General features: G+C 39.9%; 11 protein-coding genes. 3 read left to right on the plus strand and 8 right to left on the minus strand.

The features are described from left to right. Positions 1-116 precede the first annotated feature (116 nt). The 6 genes from DFQ04_RS17330 to DFQ04_RS17355 form a co-directional block, all read right to left on the minus strand. Positions 117-1,454 (minus strand): TolC family protein, encoded by a 1,338-nt coding sequence (locus tag DFQ04_RS17330; protein WP_133558209.1) that lies wholly within the window; start codon positions 1,452-1,454, stop codon positions 117-119. Continuing rightward, positions 1,454-4,516 (minus strand): efflux RND transporter permease subunit, encoded by a 3,063-nt coding sequence (locus tag DFQ04_RS17335; protein WP_133558211.1) that lies wholly within the window; start codon positions 4,514-4,516, stop codon positions 1,454-1,456. The genes DFQ04_RS17330 and DFQ04_RS17335 overlap by 1 nt, the downstream gene beginning before the upstream one ends. 4 nt (positions 4,517-4,520) lie before the next feature. Beyond that, positions 4,521-5,600 carry an efflux RND transporter periplasmic adaptor subunit gene (locus DFQ04_RS17340; protein ID WP_133558213.1) on the minus strand — a complete coding sequence of 360 codons (1,080 nt, stop codon included), beginning with the start codon at positions 5,598-5,600 and terminating at the stop codon, positions 4,521-4,523. Next, the gene (locus DFQ04_RS17345) at positions 5,600-6,400 is read right to left on the minus strand and encodes an alpha/beta fold hydrolase (RefSeq protein WP_133558215.1); all 801 of its coding nucleotides are present in this window, start codon (positions 6,398-6,400) and stop codon (positions 5,600-5,602) included. Before DFQ04_RS17345 ends, DFQ04_RS17340 begins: the two co-directional genes overlap by 1 nt. A 167-nt stretch (positions 6,401-6,567) precedes the next feature. After that, a complete protein-coding gene (locus DFQ04_RS17350; RefSeq protein WP_133558217.1) occupies positions 6,568-7,635 on the minus strand; it encodes a DUF481 domain-containing protein in 1,068 nt (355 codons plus the stop codon). A 73-nt stretch (positions 7,636-7,708) separates the two neighbouring features. Continuing rightward, positions 7,709-10,975, minus strand: coding sequence for a TonB-dependent receptor (locus DFQ04_RS17355; protein ID WP_243739710.1), 3,267 nt, complete (start codon positions 10,973-10,975; stop codon positions 7,709-7,711). 378 nt (positions 10,976-11,353) lie between these two features. Between DFQ04_RS17355 and DFQ04_RS17360 the strand changes: the two genes are divergently transcribed. Then, a complete protein-coding gene (locus DFQ04_RS17360; protein ID WP_133558221.1) occupies positions 11,354-12,043 on the plus strand; it encodes a lysoplasmalogenase in 690 nt (229 codons plus the stop codon). A 30-nt stretch (positions 12,044-12,073) separates the two neighbouring features. Here the strand turns inward: DFQ04_RS17360 and aspS are convergent, their stop codons facing one another. Together aspS and DFQ04_RS17370 are read right to left on the minus strand one after the other, a co-directional pair. Continuing rightward, positions 12,074-13,828 carry an aspartate--tRNA ligase gene (gene aspS / locus DFQ04_RS17365; RefSeq protein ID WP_133558223.1) on the minus strand — a complete coding sequence of 585 codons (1,755 nt, stop codon included), beginning with the start codon at positions 13,826-13,828 and terminating at the stop codon, positions 12,074-12,076. Positions 13,829-13,900: 72 nt separating this feature from the next. Next, positions 13,901-14,098, minus strand: a complete 198-nt coding sequence (locus DFQ04_RS17370) for a hypothetical protein (RefSeq protein ID WP_133558226.1) — start codon at positions 14,096-14,098, stop codon at positions 13,901-13,903. Positions 14,099-14,118: 20 nt separating this feature from the next. On the opposite strand from DFQ04_RS17370, the gene DFQ04_RS17375 reads away from it, so the two are divergent. Then, positions 14,119-15,423: a M23 family metallopeptidase gene (locus tag DFQ04_RS17375; protein WP_133558228.1), complete on the plus strand. Its 1,305-nt coding sequence runs from the start codon at positions 14,119-14,121 to the stop codon at positions 15,421-15,423. A 71-nt stretch (positions 15,424-15,494) separates the two neighbouring features. Continuing rightward, positions 15,495-16,223 (plus strand): 23S rRNA pseudouridine(2604) synthase RluF, encoded by a 729-nt coding sequence (gene rluF, locus DFQ04_RS17380; protein WP_133558230.1) that lies wholly within the window; start codon positions 15,495-15,497, stop codon positions 16,221-16,223. The last annotated feature ends 241 nt before the right edge of the window (positions 16,224-16,464 follow it).

Genomic DNA, 16,464 nt, shown 5'->3' on the forward strand with positions numbered 1-16,464 from the left:
ATGGTTCAATCCCCTGATTGGCAAAGCCTATGCCAAAATAAAATTGTAGGAATTGTTAAAAAAGGCAAATAAAAAACGGAGCTCTTTTCAGAGCTCCGTTTTCAAGGTTTTATTGATCAAGGATTTAAAGAAAAATCCTCCATACTGTTTTGGAAGAAGATTTTTCCTGAGAGTCTCAACAGCTCGATTTCCTGCTCCTTAATTTGATAAATTGAGGTAATCAATCGGTTTTCAGCTGTCAGCAAATTGACCTGAGCATCCCTAAATTCAAGATAGGAGGCAATACCTAAACGGAATCTTTCCAAGGCGATCTCAGAGTTTTCCTTGGCTACTTGGAAGTTTTTCTCCTCAATGGTTAATAGCCTCAGGTTATTTTCATAGGTATTGAAGGCTCTTTGAATGTCGGATTGCAGCTGAATCTCATATTGCTCCAAGGAATAATCCTGAATTCTCTGCTGGACTTTTGCATTCTGAATTCTCCTATTCAAGGTAAATCCGCTAAACAAATTCACGGTAATGTTTCCTCCGTAGTTAAAACCCTGTCTCTGGTTTTGCACTAGGAATCCTGCATCAGAATTTGAGGTGTTATTCACATAGGTGCCATTCAAGTTCAAAATTGGCAATCTGGATGCTTGTAATTCTCTGGTTTGCAAAAAGGCGACATTCTTCAATCGCTGATTGATCAACAAGAGTTTGTTTTCCATGAAGGCATTTTCTTCCAATTCAGCGAAGGTCAATCTCCGATCAATGATAATGGTATCATTTATTGCAAAATCTTCACCGGGATTTACCGCCATCAATTCGTTCAGGTTTACTCGAGCATTTTGGATAACCTGCTCTTGGGTAAGGAGCAAACTTGAATCCGCATTGTAATCTACTTGGGCGGTAAGAAAGTCTCTTTTCCCAGCTCCACCTAATTCATACTGCGCCTGGGCAATATTCAAACGGGCTTTACTGAGTCTCAAGGTTTCCTTTAGTACCTGATATCTCTGAAGCTCAAGAATCAAGCGATAATAGGCTGTTGAAATTCCTGCAACTGTGTTTTCTACAGCAATTTTGGCTTCCAACTCAGAGATTTCAGTCAATTGCCCCAAGCGTTTCATGGTCACAACTGACTCCGGTCTAAAACCATACAAACCCACAATGTTAAAGTTCTCATTTCGAGTTTTTGCATTGTCAATTTGCCTTGGCTCAGGGTCGTTCACAAACCTTTGCGTTACATCTTCCTGAGCAAAAGAACGGAGATAAGTCGCATCGACTGTGGGCATGAATAAATCCCCAACGCCGATTTTTTTATTCCCTTCCTGAATAGTGACATTATCTACTGCAATCTTGATTTGAAGATTTTTCTCCAAACCAATAGAGATTGCTTTTTCTAAATCCAAAGACTCCTGAGCAAAGGCATTGCTCAAGACACCAAGACTAAGTAAGAATAATAGGGTTGATTTTTTCATCAAATTCTAGCTAATCTACCTTGTTTAGAGGTTAGGTAAGTATAAATAGCTGGGATAATAAATAGAGTCAGCACAGTTGCGAAAGTCAATCCTCCGATTACAGCAGCACCCATTGGTACCCGGCTTTCTGCTCCAGCTCCAAGAGCAAGAGCAATTGGTAAAATCCCCAAAATTGTAGACAAAGAGGTCATCAAAATCGGTCTGAATCGGGCTACAGCTGCTCCAAAGATGGCTTCATCTACTGGTAAACCTTGAGCCTTTCTTTGATTGGCAAATTCCACAATCAAAATACCATTTTTGGTTACCAAACCGATCAACATGATAATCCCGATCTGACTGAAAATATTCAAGGTAAACCCAAACAACCAAAGCGTTCCCAAAGCGCCAAAGAGAGCCAATGGTACTGTAAACATGATAGTCAACGGATCCAAGAAACTTTCAAACTGCGCTGAAAGCACGAGATAAATCAAGACCAAGGCAAAGATGAATGCGAAAAGCAAACTGTTGGAGCTTTCGCGGAATTCCTTAGAAGGACCTGATACGTCAGTAGAATAGGTATCATCCAAAACCTCTGAGGCAATTCTATCCATTTCATCCAAACCATCGCCAATGGTATATCCTTCGGCAAGGTTCGCTGATACGGTAGCACTTACAAATCGATTAAATCGATACAATTGAGGTGGGGTACTATTTTCTTTAACCTTCACCAAGTTGTCCAACTGAACCAGCTGTCCATTTCCTCCCCTTACATAGAGCATTCTTAGGTTAATCGGCTCATTACGGTCCTGAAGTCTCATTTCGCCGACTACTTGGTATTGCTTTCCATTCATGATGAAGTAAGCGAAGCGCTGTCCTGAATAAGAAAGCTGAAGCGTCCGGGCAATTTCCTGAACAGAAACTCCAATATTTCTTGCCTTTTCCCGGTCAATCTCAATTTCCAATTCCGGCTTTGTGAATTTCAAATTGATATCAGAGAAAATGAAGGCATCACTCTGACCTACTTTTTCCATAAATGGAGGGATGGCTTCTTTTAGCTTCTCAATTGTTGGTGCCTGAAGCACATATTGCACAGGAAGTCCACCTCGTCTATCGCCGATGGATACTGGCTGCTGTGCAAATCCCCTAACGGCAGTTACTGTCCTCAGTTTTCCATTGATTTGGTTGAAAATTTCCTGCTGGGTTCTAGTGCGATTCTGAGCATCTGCTAAATACAGACGGATAAAAGCTGAGTTGGTATTAGCTGTTCCGAAACCAGGAGAAGTCACGGAGGTGACTCCCAATCTTTCTTCGGCAGGAATTTCTTCCATTAGGTCTTTTGCTAATTCATCTACAATCCGATCCATATACCCAAAAGTGGCGCCTTCTGGACCAGAAAGGTTAATTCTTAATTCTCCTCTATCCTCGATAGGTACCAACTCGGTTTGAAGATTGATAAACAATCCATAAATACCTGCAGCCATGGCTAATACCAAAACAAAGGCCATCCATTTTACCTTCATGAATCCATCCAGGGCCTTCTCATAAATATCGTTTAACCAAATAAAGAAGGGCTCTGTAATATTGTAAAAGGCACTTTGCTTCTCTCTTCTTTTGAGCAATTTGGCACTCAACATCGGGGTCATGGTCAAAGCCACGAAGGAGGAAATGATTACAGAACCTGCTACCACAATTCCAAATTCCCTGAACAAACGACCTGTAGTACCGGTCAAGAATATTACCGGAAGGAATACTGCTGCCAAAGCCACTGTTGTAGCAATAACCGCGAAGAAAATCTCCTCGGATCCTTTCTGGGCTGCCTCTAGTGGTTTTTCTCCCTTTTCTATTCTAGCGTAGATATTTTCCAATACTACAATGGCATCATCCACCACCAATCCAATGGAAAGTACAATCCCCAAAAGGGTAAGCACGTTGATGGAGAAGTCAAGCAAATACATGATGAAAAATACCCCGATCAAGGAAATCGGAATCGTCAACACAGGAATAAAGGTGGTTCTCCAATCTCTTAGGAAAAGGAAGATGATCGCTACCACCAGAAGGAAAGCTGTAATGATTGTTTCTTCTACTTCAGCAATAGACTTCCTAATGTACTCTGTTGAGTCAAAGTTGATTTCTACAGATACGTCTTGCGGAAGATCCTTTTTAATTTGTTCTAATCTTCTGTAAAATTCATCAACGATTTCAATGTTGTTTGAACCCGGTAAGGGTACTAAAACTACAGCTACCATTGGAACCAAATCGCGCTTCAGAACCGTCTTTTCATTCAAAGCGGAAAGCTCTGCATTGCCAATATCTTGAAAGCGAACAATGTTATTTTGATCCTCTTTAATGATCAGCTCATTGAATTCCTGAGGAGAACTCAAGCGGCTTTTGGTACGAACTGAAAGCTCAATATTTTGTCCTTCAATTCTACCTGAAGGAAGCTCCAAGTTTTCACTTTGGACTTTTTGCAATACATCCAATGGAGTAATTCCATAAGAAGCCATTTTTAGAGGGTCCATTCTGAGTCGAATGGCATATTCTTTTTCCCCCCAAATCTGAACCCTGCTGACACCTGGGATCGTTTGCAGTCTTTCTTTAAAAATCTTGTCAGCAATATCAGTAAGCTCCAACAAGCTTCGGTTGGTTGAGGCCACATTTACAGCTACAATTGGTTGTGAATCCGCATCTGCCTTGGATACCACTGGCGGCTCAGCATCTGGAGGCAGGTTTCTTTGTGCACCTGAAACTTTGTCCCGCACGTCGTTTGCGGCAGCTTCAAGGTCAGCACCCACTTCAAATTCTACAGTAATATTGCTTCTGCCGTCGGCACTAGTGGAAGTTAGAGACTTGATACCTTGAATACCATTGATTTGCTCTTCCAAAGGTTCGGTAATCTGAGCCTCGATCACGTCAGCATTAGCACCTACATAGGTCGTACTCACATTGATCACCGGAGGGTCCACACTCGGGTACTCCCGAATACCAAGAAGCGAAATCCCGATCCCTCCGAAAAGAAGAATAACCAGGGACATTACTATGGCCAGTACAGGCCGGTTGATACTTAGATTTGAAAGACTAGCCATAATATCAATTGATTACTGTAGCTACTACCGACATTCCTTGTCGTGCTTGCATTACACCCGTAGTGAGAACCAAATCGCCTTCATTCAAGCCAGATAAAACCTGGACATGAGATTCTGTTCTGGTACCAATTTCTATTCTTCTTTGCTCCACTTTCCCATCTGCGGTGGCCACAAATACTTTATATCCTTCCAATTCAGGAATAACTGACTCCGCCGGAACCATCAAGGCATTTTCAACCACATCCAGGATAAAGCGAATCTTCACGAACATCCCCGGGAGAAACTTACCCTGCTTATTGGGACTTTGAGCTCTTAATTTCAAAGTTCTAGTCGCCAAGTCTACCTGAGGCTCGAAGGCATATACTTTACCTTCAACCTCTTCAGGGGAAGATTCACTGGAGAAATAAATAGGAGAGCCAACGGTGACTTGACTTGCGTATCGTTCTGGTATTGAAAATTCGATCTTGATTGGATCGATATTCACAATGCTGACGATATCATTGTTTGGTCCGATAACCGAACCTTCAGAAATAAGACGTAAGCCCAAAATCCCATTGAAAGGAGCTCTTATCACCGTTTTGGATAATTGAGCTTCGACCAATTTGATATCTGAAATAGCAGTATTGTATTGGTTAAGCACGATATCGTATTCCTCCTGGCTGATCGCCTCTCTTGCCAACAATTGCTTTTGACGATTTTCCTGAGTTTCAAAAAGTTTTTGGGTGAATTGAAGTCTTTGGTACTGAGCCTGAAGCTCATCGTCATTGAGATAGACCAAAGGTGTGCCCTTGGTTACATACTGACCTTCCTTGAAATTGATTCTGGAAACCAATCCAGAAATTTCGGATCTAAGATTTACGGATTCGTTTGGAAGTATGGTTCCAGTTACCTGAAGTTGGTTTTTCAGAGTTTCCATCTTCAGCTTAATCACATCTACCGGTAAGGCCTGCTGTCCGCCTCCCCCACCACTTGGTGCTGATGCTGTAGGCTCACTTCTCTGATCTGCCAGTCTAGGGTAAAAAAAGGCCACGGCAATGATCACAAGGATCCCGATAATCAATACAATTTTGGTCTGTTTTTTCATTAGGTAGAAGAGGTGGTGATTGTTTGGTTTTTAATAAAGGCTATTGAGAGTAGGTTGAATTCTTCAGGTCTTTCCACATTGACCACATGCCCGCAATTCGCTAAAACCTTCAGAAATGAATTTTTATGTTCTTTGACAAGATTTTTTACCGGCTCCAGAAACATGACATCCTGATCACCCATGATGTACAGCGTTGGAGCTAGTATTTCTTTTTCTTTAAAATATTTCAGTAATGGATTGATATCCTTAGTAAGCGTAAACCATCGAATAAATTCCTTCTGACAAAGCTTTTGAGCTTCTCGGATAAATAAATTCCTAGACTCGGCATGTCCTTTTAGAGGCATAATGATGAAAGCGAAAAGCTTATAAAGCCACATATAAGGAATAATTCTCTTGAAAGAATTACCCAAGAAAACCAGAACTCTACTTTGAAAGGTAAGTCGAGTTACTGCACCAGCCATAATTAGGGATTTTACTCTGGTAGGCTCCAATTCTGCTAGTTGCCTGGCAAGAATAGTTCCTAAAGAAACTCCCATAAAATGCGCAGGAGGAATTTGAAGATGGTCTAAAACCTCAATGATGTCCTGAGTGACAGACTGAAAAGTATATTCATTTTTCCAGATGGCTCTGGGAATATCCGCTGACTTGCCATGACCCCTAAGGTCAATAAGCAATAGATTAAATTCTTTTTGAAAATCCCTGAGCTGCTTATGCCATACGGCACTACTCCCTCCTGCACCATGGATAAACACGATCCATTCGCTACTTTCTGGGTGTAAATATTGCTTAAAGTATAACATACAGGTACAACCCTACGGAAAAAACAAAAGTTGCCAAAAACAAAAATAATAGACGTAAATCGTCTATTTCAGCTAAAACTTACTGAAGGTAAATTGATGCTATCAAAGGAAAATAACGGGGATACTAATGTTACATTTTGAGAAAATAGGAAAGTCAAGCCGATTTCCTACAATTTCCAACCAATAGTGGTCTGAAAGATATAATCCGTTTTAGAAGCTCCCTCGGTAGGTTTATTATCATAGTTGATGGAAGTGCTGATTTTAAAATACAAATCAAACTTGAATTCATATCTGATATCAAACTTGATATCAGATCTCACCCTTCCTTTGGTACTTAAGCTGGGGTAAGCCGTGACAGTTGATAATAAATCCAAATCTCCAATATCATAGATATTGTATTGTGCCGCCAAAAATGATTCTGCAGTTTGGCTGGAGCTTGGGTCAGTAGAAAATTTTTCATTATTCAAGTTTACCCCCCCTTGAAAACCCAAATAGGTTTGATTGGTATGAATTAAATACTTTCCAATCCCCACCATGTTTGAAGCTCTTAAATCTAGGAGCTGTTCTGTATTGGAAAGCATGTTGAGGTTATAAAGAACAAACCAATCTTTTGGCAAAAAATAGTTAAATGAATAAGCCAATTCTGTTCTTTTAATCGGATCGGTTTTTGACTGAGTAGATCTTAAATTATTGAAATTAAGGTTAGTCTTCCATCTATCGGCTAGATATCCAACTCCTGAGTTAAAGGTAAATTGTCTTAAATCATTTGCTTTGGTAAAGTTGACGCCTGCATCAAAAAACAAGGATAATCTACTCCAAAATCCCTCATCTAAAGCATTTAGGTAAACAATAGAACCAATTGGAACTTCTACTCCGGAAGCACCGACTTCTTCGATATTCTTAGCTTTTGAACCAATTTTTAAAATGTTATCAGGTATATAGGAGTTGATTAATACGCTACTGTCGGAAACACTTCTGAATGAGCCGTTAAATCTTCTCCCATCAGAAAGGGTAATGAGATAATTTACTGAGGAAGAAATTCTTTTAATTTCTTTCCAATCAATTTTAAAATCAACATTTGAGTAGGGCGTTTCGATAACCAAAATTCCCCTATCCATACTCTTTATCTCTCCAATTAAAAGGTTTTCATTTTTAAAAAGAACTGAATCTGTTTGCGCTTGCAAGCCAGAAAAACCCATAGAAAAGAGAAATATTAAGCTAAATAAGTACCTCATAACATTTAAATTTTATCTAAAATAAAAAAAGCACCCTGATTCAGGGTGCTTTTAAATCTATATTTTGTTCAGATTAATTGAAAATGTATCTCAAACCAAATTGCATTCTCCAAACATCAGAGACACCAGCAGTTGGTCTATAAGTTTCAGTAATCAAGCTAGAACCGAAGTTTCTCAAACGATACTGAGATACTCCAGCTGCATTAGCAGGACCTCCTTGAGAAGTTGAAGGAACAACCAAAGGCTGAGTAGAATTGAAAGTATCACCGATTCCCCAATCGGAGTTTAGCAAGTTTCCTACGTTAAGGATATCAATTCTGAATTCAAGCGTGTTCTTCTTATTGTTAATATTAGTAAACAACTGCTGAGCAAAAGAGAAGTCAGCTCTAGATACCATAGGCATGATTACTCCACCTCTCTCTGCATATTTACCTCTATTTTCTCTAAGGTACTTATCCTGCTGAATATACGCTTCCCAAGCAGCAGCTTGATCTGCAGCTGTAAAAGTAGTTCCGCTAGCAGTGTAAGTCTGGAAGTTCATCTCACCGATATTCTTGTGGATATAAATCAAGTCATTGCTTGTACCACCATCACCGTTCATGTCTCCGCTAAATCTATAGCTAGCATTTCCTTGAGTGATTGATTCCCAGAATAGAGAGAATGAAGTATTTCCGAACTTAAAGAAGTTTTTGTTGTAGCTAACTGTAGCAAAAACTCTGTGTCCAAGGTTATTGGAAGAAAATCCAAGACCTGGATTGTTAGGATCGCCAGAGATTGGGTTGTTAAACCAAGTACCAGAAGCAATTGAACCCGCATCTACAGTATTCTTAGACTCGCCGTAGCTATAGGCAGCCTTAGCAAAGAATCCATTAGTAAATGGTTTCTCAACAGAGACAGTGGCAACCCATGAGTTACCTACAGCTTGATTTGAAAGGATAATTGCGTTAGGAATGCTAGGGTTAGAGTTATAGATTCTATTTCTAGTCCATCTTTGTCTATCATCAGGACCCGTGAACAATCCCTGGTGTACTGGAAGGTTTCCGTTATGATAAGCGATTCCATTCACGTCTGAAGAATAAATGAATTCACCAGTAGCTACAAGACCCCAAGGTAATTGCTGGTCGATACCGATGTTTGATCTCCAAACCTGAGGGAATTTGAAATTAGGATCTGCCAAAGCCAATTCATAAGATGCAGCTGGCTGACCAGTTACTTCAGTTGGCTTGTAAGCATCCGGATTAGGGTTAAATGGTCTTGATGTCAACGGTGAACCAGTTCTAGAGTCGAATTGCTCGAAACCAGTCAAAATACCATTGTTACCAACTTGGTTAGAAATCCAAACATAAGCTGGACGTCCCGTGAAGATACCTGTACCACCTCTTAACTGAGTCTTCTGATTATTAAATACATCCCAGTTGAATCCAAATCTAGGTGACCAAAGAATATTGGCACCTGGAAGCTGGTCAGTTCTGTAGGAAACAAAAGCACCATTTTGATCTCTGAATTTCAAAGTTTCAACTTGAGGGTTTCTCAAAGCAGTTTCTCCAAAGAATGGAACATCAATTCTTAATCCGAAAGTTGCTTTGAAATTCTTTCTCATTTGGATTTCATCCTGAGCATAGAAACCAACATAATCTACTTCCAAAGGCTGAATAGGTTTTTCCTGACCTGGGATGTTGTTGTATCTCACCTGGAATCTTCTCAAATCAACACCACTTGGAGTAGCATTTCCATTTTGAAGGAAGTTGTTGGCATCCTTGTAGAAATCCTCCAAAGAATTGTAAACATATGCAGACTGGGATCCTGGGAAGAATACGTTTTCAGACTGATACTTTTCATAGCTGAAACCAAAAGTCAACGTATGGTTTCCAGCAAAAATCTGAAGGTTGTCCTGAATCTGGAAAGTCTTGTATCTCAATTCGTTGTTTGGAGTAAATGGCTCGAAACCGAATGAGGTATAAGTAGCTCCATCTTTCAAGATATCCACCATAGGGAAAAAGGTGCCTCTACTTCCGCGGCTTTCATCCTGATAGGTATAACCAACAATCAAGTTGTTAGTCATGTTGTTATTAATCCTTGTGTTCAATTCACCAACGATTGAACGGATATTTTCCAAAATGCTGTAGTTAGAATTTTGGAAGTTCAAGGCTTCAGGACGACCATTTCTACTACCAAATCCAAGAGAAGAAGAGTTAGACATCAATACATCTGTAGAAGAATCCAAATGGTTGTATCTCACGCTCAACTTGTTTTTGTCGTTGATGTTGTAATCTAGTTTTACCAAGAACTTGGTACCGATAGTCTCGTTGTCATATCCCTCATAAGGACCAGTTTCGTAATCGAATTTGTCTCTCAAGAAAGTGCTCAACTGATCCAAGTCAGAAGCTAATACTCGAGTTACGTTACCTTCAATAGGCTCTCCTCTGTTAGCAGTCCAAGTAGTTCCTGGTCTTGCTTCACGCTCATCTTCAAAAGATGCAAAGAAGAACAACTTATCCTTAATGATCGGGCCACCGACTCTGAAACCATATTGTCTGTAAGTAAAGTCGCCTGGGTTGAAAGTATTCTCACCTGCTTCAGTACCTACGTTGTTGTTGTTTCTCCAGAAATAGTAAGCTGATCCAGAAAATTCGTTTGTACCAGAACGAGTTACAGTGTTAACACCTGCACCGGTAAAGTTTCCTTGTCTTACGTCATAAGGAGCTACGTTAACAGAAATCTGCTCGATCGCATCCAAAGAAATAGGAGAAACACCAGTTCTACCACCTGGATTACTTCCGCTACCCAAACCGAAGGAGTTGTTGAAGTAAGAACCATCGACAGTGATATTGTTCAATCTGGAATCCTGACCTGCAAACGACTGTCCATTTGATTGAGGAGTCAATCGGGTGAAGTCGTTAATACTTCTTGAAATAGTTGGGAGCTTGTTAAGGGTTTGATTGTCAATTGAGGTATTTGCTCCCGTACGCTCATTTGAAAATAGGTTGTTTTGGCTAGCAGTAACCACGACCTCAGAAAGTTCCTGACCATCTTCAAGAAGAGTTACGTTCACATTGGAGAATACACCTAGAGAAAGAACGATACCGTCAACCTCTTGCGTAGAAAATCCAATGAATGAAACGGTCAATCTGTAAGGACCACCCACACGCATGCCTGGGATGGAATACTTACCCTCGACATTGGATACAGCACCATATCGAGTACCTGAAGGTAAGTGTGTAGCAACCACATTCGCACCTGGAAGAGGTTGACCGTTAGCTTCTGTTACTATACCCGAAATACCGGAAGTAGTAACACCCTGTGACAAAGCATATCCTGTGCTAAGCACTAGGAAGATCATTGTCACCAAGTTTTTGAGTAAATTTTGCCTCATAATTTTTTGTTTTGGTAAAAGCTGGTTTTTGATTTAGAAATCTCCGCAAAGGTAAGGTTGACTTCCTGTTGTTAGGAGTAGTTAACATTAATTTTTGCACTGCAAATTTCACACTTTTTAACAAAAGCATAACACCCTAAATCCAACTATTTGAAATAAAATTTGCCAAATCCGGTCTTTTTTATGAGGCTAATTCGGAGAATTTTATGAAAAAATCGGGAAATCTAGGGCAATCTTATTCCCCTCCATTTTCTTAAATCTAAATTATACCACAGATACAGCTGAACTAAGGAAAAAAGGGTATCATTTGTTTTATATTTGAACAAAAATCAAAATAATATTCCATTGAGAGACAAAAACATCATTTGGCTATACTTATTTCTTGCAGCAACGATAGCCGATTTGGCTTTTTTGTTAGAAGGTGATTATACTACCCGGTATTTTACCAAGCCTTTGATCCTTTTGGGATTAATCCTTTATTTCTATCAGATTACCAAGTCTATTTCTTCTACCATTCTCACCAAATCTATTTTGGGGGCCCTTATTTTTTCTTGGCTTGGAGATATTCTGTTGATGTGGCCCCACCTTTTCGTCTTTGGATTGGGATCATTTTTAATGGCACACATTTGCTATATCATTGGCTTCCGGTTTGCCCAAGATAAAATTGGAAGACTGGATCAATTCAACTTCGTCAAATCCTTCTTTTTCAATCTCCCAATTTATTTAGCCGCAGCTATCGTCTTCTATCTGATCAATCCAAATCTTGGAGCACTAAAAATTCCCGTTATAGCATACATCATTGTAATTGTAAGCATGGTAGCCACCGCAAGGGAAAGATTTGGGAAATGTGGATCAGCGACCTTTTGGCAAGTATTTATCGGCTCGCTCTTTTTCTTTGCTTCTGATGGAATTTTGGCCATCAATAGATTTTACTCAAGTTTTCCAGAATCCGAAATCCTGATTATGGGAACTTATGCAATAGCTCAGTTGCTGATTGTAATGGGAATTCGATCTTATCTGATTAGCAAAAAATAAAGGCTGCTTCTTCCGAAACAGCCTTCTAGTTTATTTTTTCAAAGCTACCCGTATCGAGAGCTCCTCAAGCTGATCATCAGCTATTGTACTTGGAGAATCTATCATCACGTCTCTTCCTGAATTATTTTTAGGGAAAGCGATGTAATCTCTGATGGAGTCTGAACCTCCGAAAATCGCACACAACCTGTCAAATCCAAAGGCAATACCTCCGTGTGGGGGAGCTCCAAATTCAAACGCCTCCATCAAGAACCCGAATTGCTTTTGAGCTTCCTCATCCGTAAATCCTAAATGCTTAAACATCAATTGCTGAGTAGCTCTGTCATGGATACGAATAGAACCTCCTCCTACCTCGACTCCATTGATCACCAAATCGTAGGCGTTTGCGCGAACGGCACCTGGATCAGTTTCCAGCAAAGGAATATCTTCTCGCTTTGGTGAGGTAAATGGGTGATGCATGGCATGGAATCTTTTGGTCTCTTCATCCCATTCCAATAGTGGAAAATCAACCACCCACAACGGCTTGAATACACTTTTGTCCCGAAGGCCCAAATCTTCACCCATCTTTAATCTTAGTTCAGATAGTTGCTTTCTTGTGGATTTGGCATCTCCACTTAAAACTAGCATCAAGTCACCAGGCTCAGCTCCAAAAGCTTTTGCCCATTCTGCTAAATCTTCTTGAGAGTAGAATTTATCCACACTTGATTTCAGTGTTCCATCCGCATTGTATCGGACATAAACCATCCCCTTGGCTCCAATTTGAGGTCTTTTCACCCAATCAGTAAGCTCATCGATTTGCTTTCTGGTATATTCTGCAGCTCCTTTTGCACAAATTCCAACTACCAATTCAGCCTGATCAAAAATAGAAAAGCCTTTTCCTTTCGCCAGATGATCCAATTCGACAAACTTCATGTCAAACCTTAAATCAGGTTTATCATTTCCATAAAACTTCATCGCATCAGCAAACGTCATGTGCTCGACATAGCCCAAATCAATTCCTTTAACAGATGAGAAAAGGTGCTTAATCAAACCTTCGAAAGTATTCAAAATGTCCTCTTGGGTAACGAAGGCCATCTCACAGTCTATCTGAGTAAACTCTGGCTGACGGTCTGCACGCAAATCTTCATCCCGAAAACATTTGACAATTTGAAAATATCTGTCAAATCCACTCACCATCAACAATTGCTTAAAAGTCTGCGGAGATTGGGGTAAGGCATAAAATTCGCCTGGATTCACCCGGCTAGGCACGACGAAATCTCTTGCTCCTTCGGGAGTAGATTTAATCAAAACAGGAGTCTCCACCTCGATGAAGTTTTGAGCATCCATGTATTTCCGGGTTTCTTGCATCATGCGATGACGAAGCTGAAGTTTTTCCCTAACCACATTTCTTCTCAAATCAAGGTATCGATACTTCATGCGCAATTCATCTCCTCCATCGGTTTCATCCTCAATGATGAAGGGAGGAACTTTCGCAGGATTTAAAACTGACAGCTCAGAAACCTTTATCTCAATACTTCCTGTAGGAATTTTGTCATTTTTTGAGGTCCGCTCAATTACTTTTCCGGAAGCTTGAACAACAAATTCTCTCCCAAGCAGAGCAGCTTTTTCCAATAGCGCCTTGTCAGTAGATCCTTCTTCAAAGATCAATTGAGTAACTCCATATCGGTCTCTTAAATCAACCCAAATCAATCCACCTTTATTTCTCACTCGCTGTACCCAGCCAGCCAAGGTGACAAGTTGATTAACATGCTCAAGACGAAGTTCGCCACAGGTATGAGTTCTTAACATTTTTCTATTCTAAATTTTGGGAGGTCAAAGATAAAGAAATGGGCAGGAGTTATCCATTAAACTTTGAAAGATTCACAGCAGAAGTCCCATTTCAATGAAAATCTCTGAAAGAAGGGTGGAAATTTTAATAAGTTCAAAATCAAACCTATCCCAAAAAAGAACACCTTCACCAAATCCACGGCATAATAATTGCCCCTTAATTTGCCATCCAAAACCATTCTCTTGGAAAAAACATTTGTTTTTCCTTGATTGAATGTTGATTTCAATCATCCTTAAAAATTCACCCAATAATGAAGACCAAATGGATAGGCATAGCTACCGTCATGATAATTTTGGTAGCGGCTGCTTTTCTCCAAAAGAATCCTTTTTTCAGTAATTCCAATTCACTAGATGAAAACGCCGGTCAGCAGGATAGTTTAATTTCCATGACCAAAAAATCCGTCTTTCTCTATGGGATTGATGTAACGGGATTAAATATTATTGAAGGTACTGTCAGTAAGAATCAAACGCTTGCCACCATCCTTTCCCCTTTCAATGTACCTTATCAGATCATTGATGAAATCGCCAAAAAATCAAAAGAGGTATTTGATGTACGTTGGATTGCTGCAAATAAAAAGTTCACGGTAATTACCCCATCTGATTCTTCTCAGGCTCAATTTTTCATTTATGAGCCCAATCCTGCTGAATATGTAGTGTTCAATCTTGACTCTATGGAAATCTATAAAGCTGAAAAGCCAGCAGAATATAGATTGAGAGAAGTGGGTGGAACAATTGAAAGATCACTTTACCAGGACATGGACGAAAAAGGAATCTCTATTCCTATCATCAACAAATTCGCGGATCTTTTCGGCTGGTCAGTCGATTTTCAGGCACTTCAAAAAGGGGATGTATTCAAAGTAGTTTACCAGGAAAAAATCATTGATAATACTGTTGTCGATGTGTCCGGAATCCAACTTGCATTTTTTGAACATAAAGGAAAGCCTTACCACGCAATCCCTTTTGAGCAAAATGGGGAAATGAATTTCTTTGATCAAGAAGGAAACAGCCTTAAGAAAGCCTTTCTCAGAGATCCTTTGGAATATACCAGAATTAGCTCTCGCTATAATTTAAACAGATATCATCCTGTTCAAAAAAGGTATAAGCCTCACCTAGGAACAGATTATGCCGCCAGAACTGGGACTGAAATTCGTTCAGTCGGGGACGGAACAGTAGTTGAAGCCAGATATTCTTCGGCAAATGGGAATTATGTAAAAATCAAACATAACGGTACCTATACCACACAGTACCTTCACATGTCGAAAATCGGAAAAGGCATCAAGTCTGGAACCCGAGTATCACAAGGTCAGGTCATTGGCTATGTGGGTAGCACAGGATTGGCAACCGGTCCACATTTGTGCTTCAGATTTTGGAAAAATGGAAAGCAAGAAGACTGGTTGAAAGAGGAGATTCCGCCTTCAGAGCCGATTTCAAAAGCTAATTTAGTCGCCTTTAACAGCAAGCGTGAGGAATCATTGAAGCTTTTATCTCAAATAAGTATCACTGAAGAAAGGTTACTAGCAGATAAAAAGTCCCCTCCAACTCAAGGAACAGAATAATTATTCTCTGGAAATTTCACTGGGAGGGATTGATCTGTAGATTCCAGATTAATCCCTCTTTTTTTATAGCCATGTCTGAAGAATCATCCATTCGAATTAATAAATATCTAAGTGAAGTAGGATTCTGCTCCAGGAGAGCTGCTGATTTACTTTTAGAGCAAAAAAGGATAACCATAAACGGGAAAATTCCAGAGCTAGGCACAAAAGTTTTTCCAAATGATGAGGTAAGAGTCGATGGTGAACTGATTGGAAAACCTAAAAAGAAGCATGTCTATATCGCCTTTAATAAACCCGTTGGAATTGTTTCTACCACAGATGTGAAGGGCGAAAAAGACAATATTATTGATTATATCAGGCATCCTGAGCGGATTTTTCCTATAGGAAGATTAGATAAGGATAGCGAAGGCTTGATTTTATTAACCAGTGAAGGAGACATTGTAAACAAAATCCTACGATCCAAAAACAATCATGAAAAGGAGTATATAGTAACTGTCGACCGGCCGATACATCCTTCTTTTATTTCAAAAATGGCGGCAGGTGTACCAATATTAGGCACCGTCACTGATCCCTGCCAGGTATCTCAAATCAATAAATTCAAATTTAGAATTATACTCACTCAAGGTTTAAACAGGCAAATACGAAGAATGTGCGAATACTTCGGATATACTGTCAAACAATTGAAGAGAATACGGATTATGAATATTCATTTAGACCTTCCTGTTGGGAAATGGAGAGATCTCAGCGAAAAAGAAATGGAGGAGTTGAATTATTTGATTCAAGACAGTTCAAAAACTTTCTAATATATAAAACCAAAAAGGCCTTCGAGATGAAGGCCTTTTTTGATGGTTAGGATTTGTTATCCGTTCTGTTTTGTGGTGCTTACATGGTATCCACCTTCTTTTGTCTGCCGGTGTAGCCGTAGGAGGTCTTGCCCACTCTCAGCTCAGTACGTCTGTTCAGCTGGTGCATCGCAGGGGTACAGGTCACCTCGTCACAGTTGTGGATAGGTCGGGTCTTGCCAAACCACTGGTACTCCAGTCT

It is taken from the genome of Algoriphagus boseongensis, assembly GCF_004362805.1.
Taxonomy (GTDB): Bacteria; Bacteroidota; Bacteroidia; order Cytophagales; family Cyclobacteriaceae; genus Algoriphagus; species Algoriphagus boseongensis.

What these genes read in the sequence shown, in the direction of transcription:
- DFQ04_RS17335 (WP_133558211.1), bottom strand. Translation starts at nt 4,516, where the DNA reads ATGGCTAGTCTTTCAAATCTAAGTATCAACCGGCCTGTACTGGCCATA.
- DFQ04_RS17330 (WP_133558209.1), bottom strand. Translation starts at nt 1,454, where the DNA reads ATGAAAAAATCAACCCTATTATTCTTACTTAGTCTTGGTGTCTTGAGC.
- DFQ04_RS17370 (WP_133558226.1), bottom strand. Translation starts at nt 14,098, where the DNA reads ATGATTGAAATCAACATTCAATCAAGGAAAAACAAATGTTTTTTCCAA.
- rluF (WP_133558230.1), top strand. Translation starts at nt 15,495, where the DNA reads ATGTCTGAAGAATCATCCATTCGAATTAATAAATATCTAAGTGAAGTA.
- DFQ04_RS17355 (WP_243739710.1), bottom strand. Translation starts at nt 10,975, where the DNA reads ATGATCTTCCTAGTGCTTAGCACAGGATATGCTTTGTCACAGGGTGTT.
- aspS (WP_133558223.1), bottom strand. Translation starts at nt 13,828, where the DNA reads ATGTTAAGAACTCATACCTGTGGCGAACTTCGTCTTGAGCATGTTAAT.
- DFQ04_RS17345 (WP_133558215.1), bottom strand. Translation starts at nt 6,400, where the DNA reads ATGTTATACTTTAAGCAATATTTACACCCAGAAAGTAGCGAATGGATC.
- DFQ04_RS17340 (WP_133558213.1), bottom strand. Translation starts at nt 5,600, where the DNA reads ATGAAAAAACAGACCAAAATTGTATTGATTATCGGGATCCTTGTGATC.
- DFQ04_RS17375 (WP_133558228.1), top strand. Translation starts at nt 14,119, where the DNA reads ATGAAGACCAAATGGATAGGCATAGCTACCGTCATGATAATTTTGGTA.
- DFQ04_RS17350 (WP_133558217.1), bottom strand. Translation starts at nt 7,635, where the DNA reads ATGAGGTACTTATTTAGCTTAATATTTCTCTTTTCTATGGGTTTTTCT.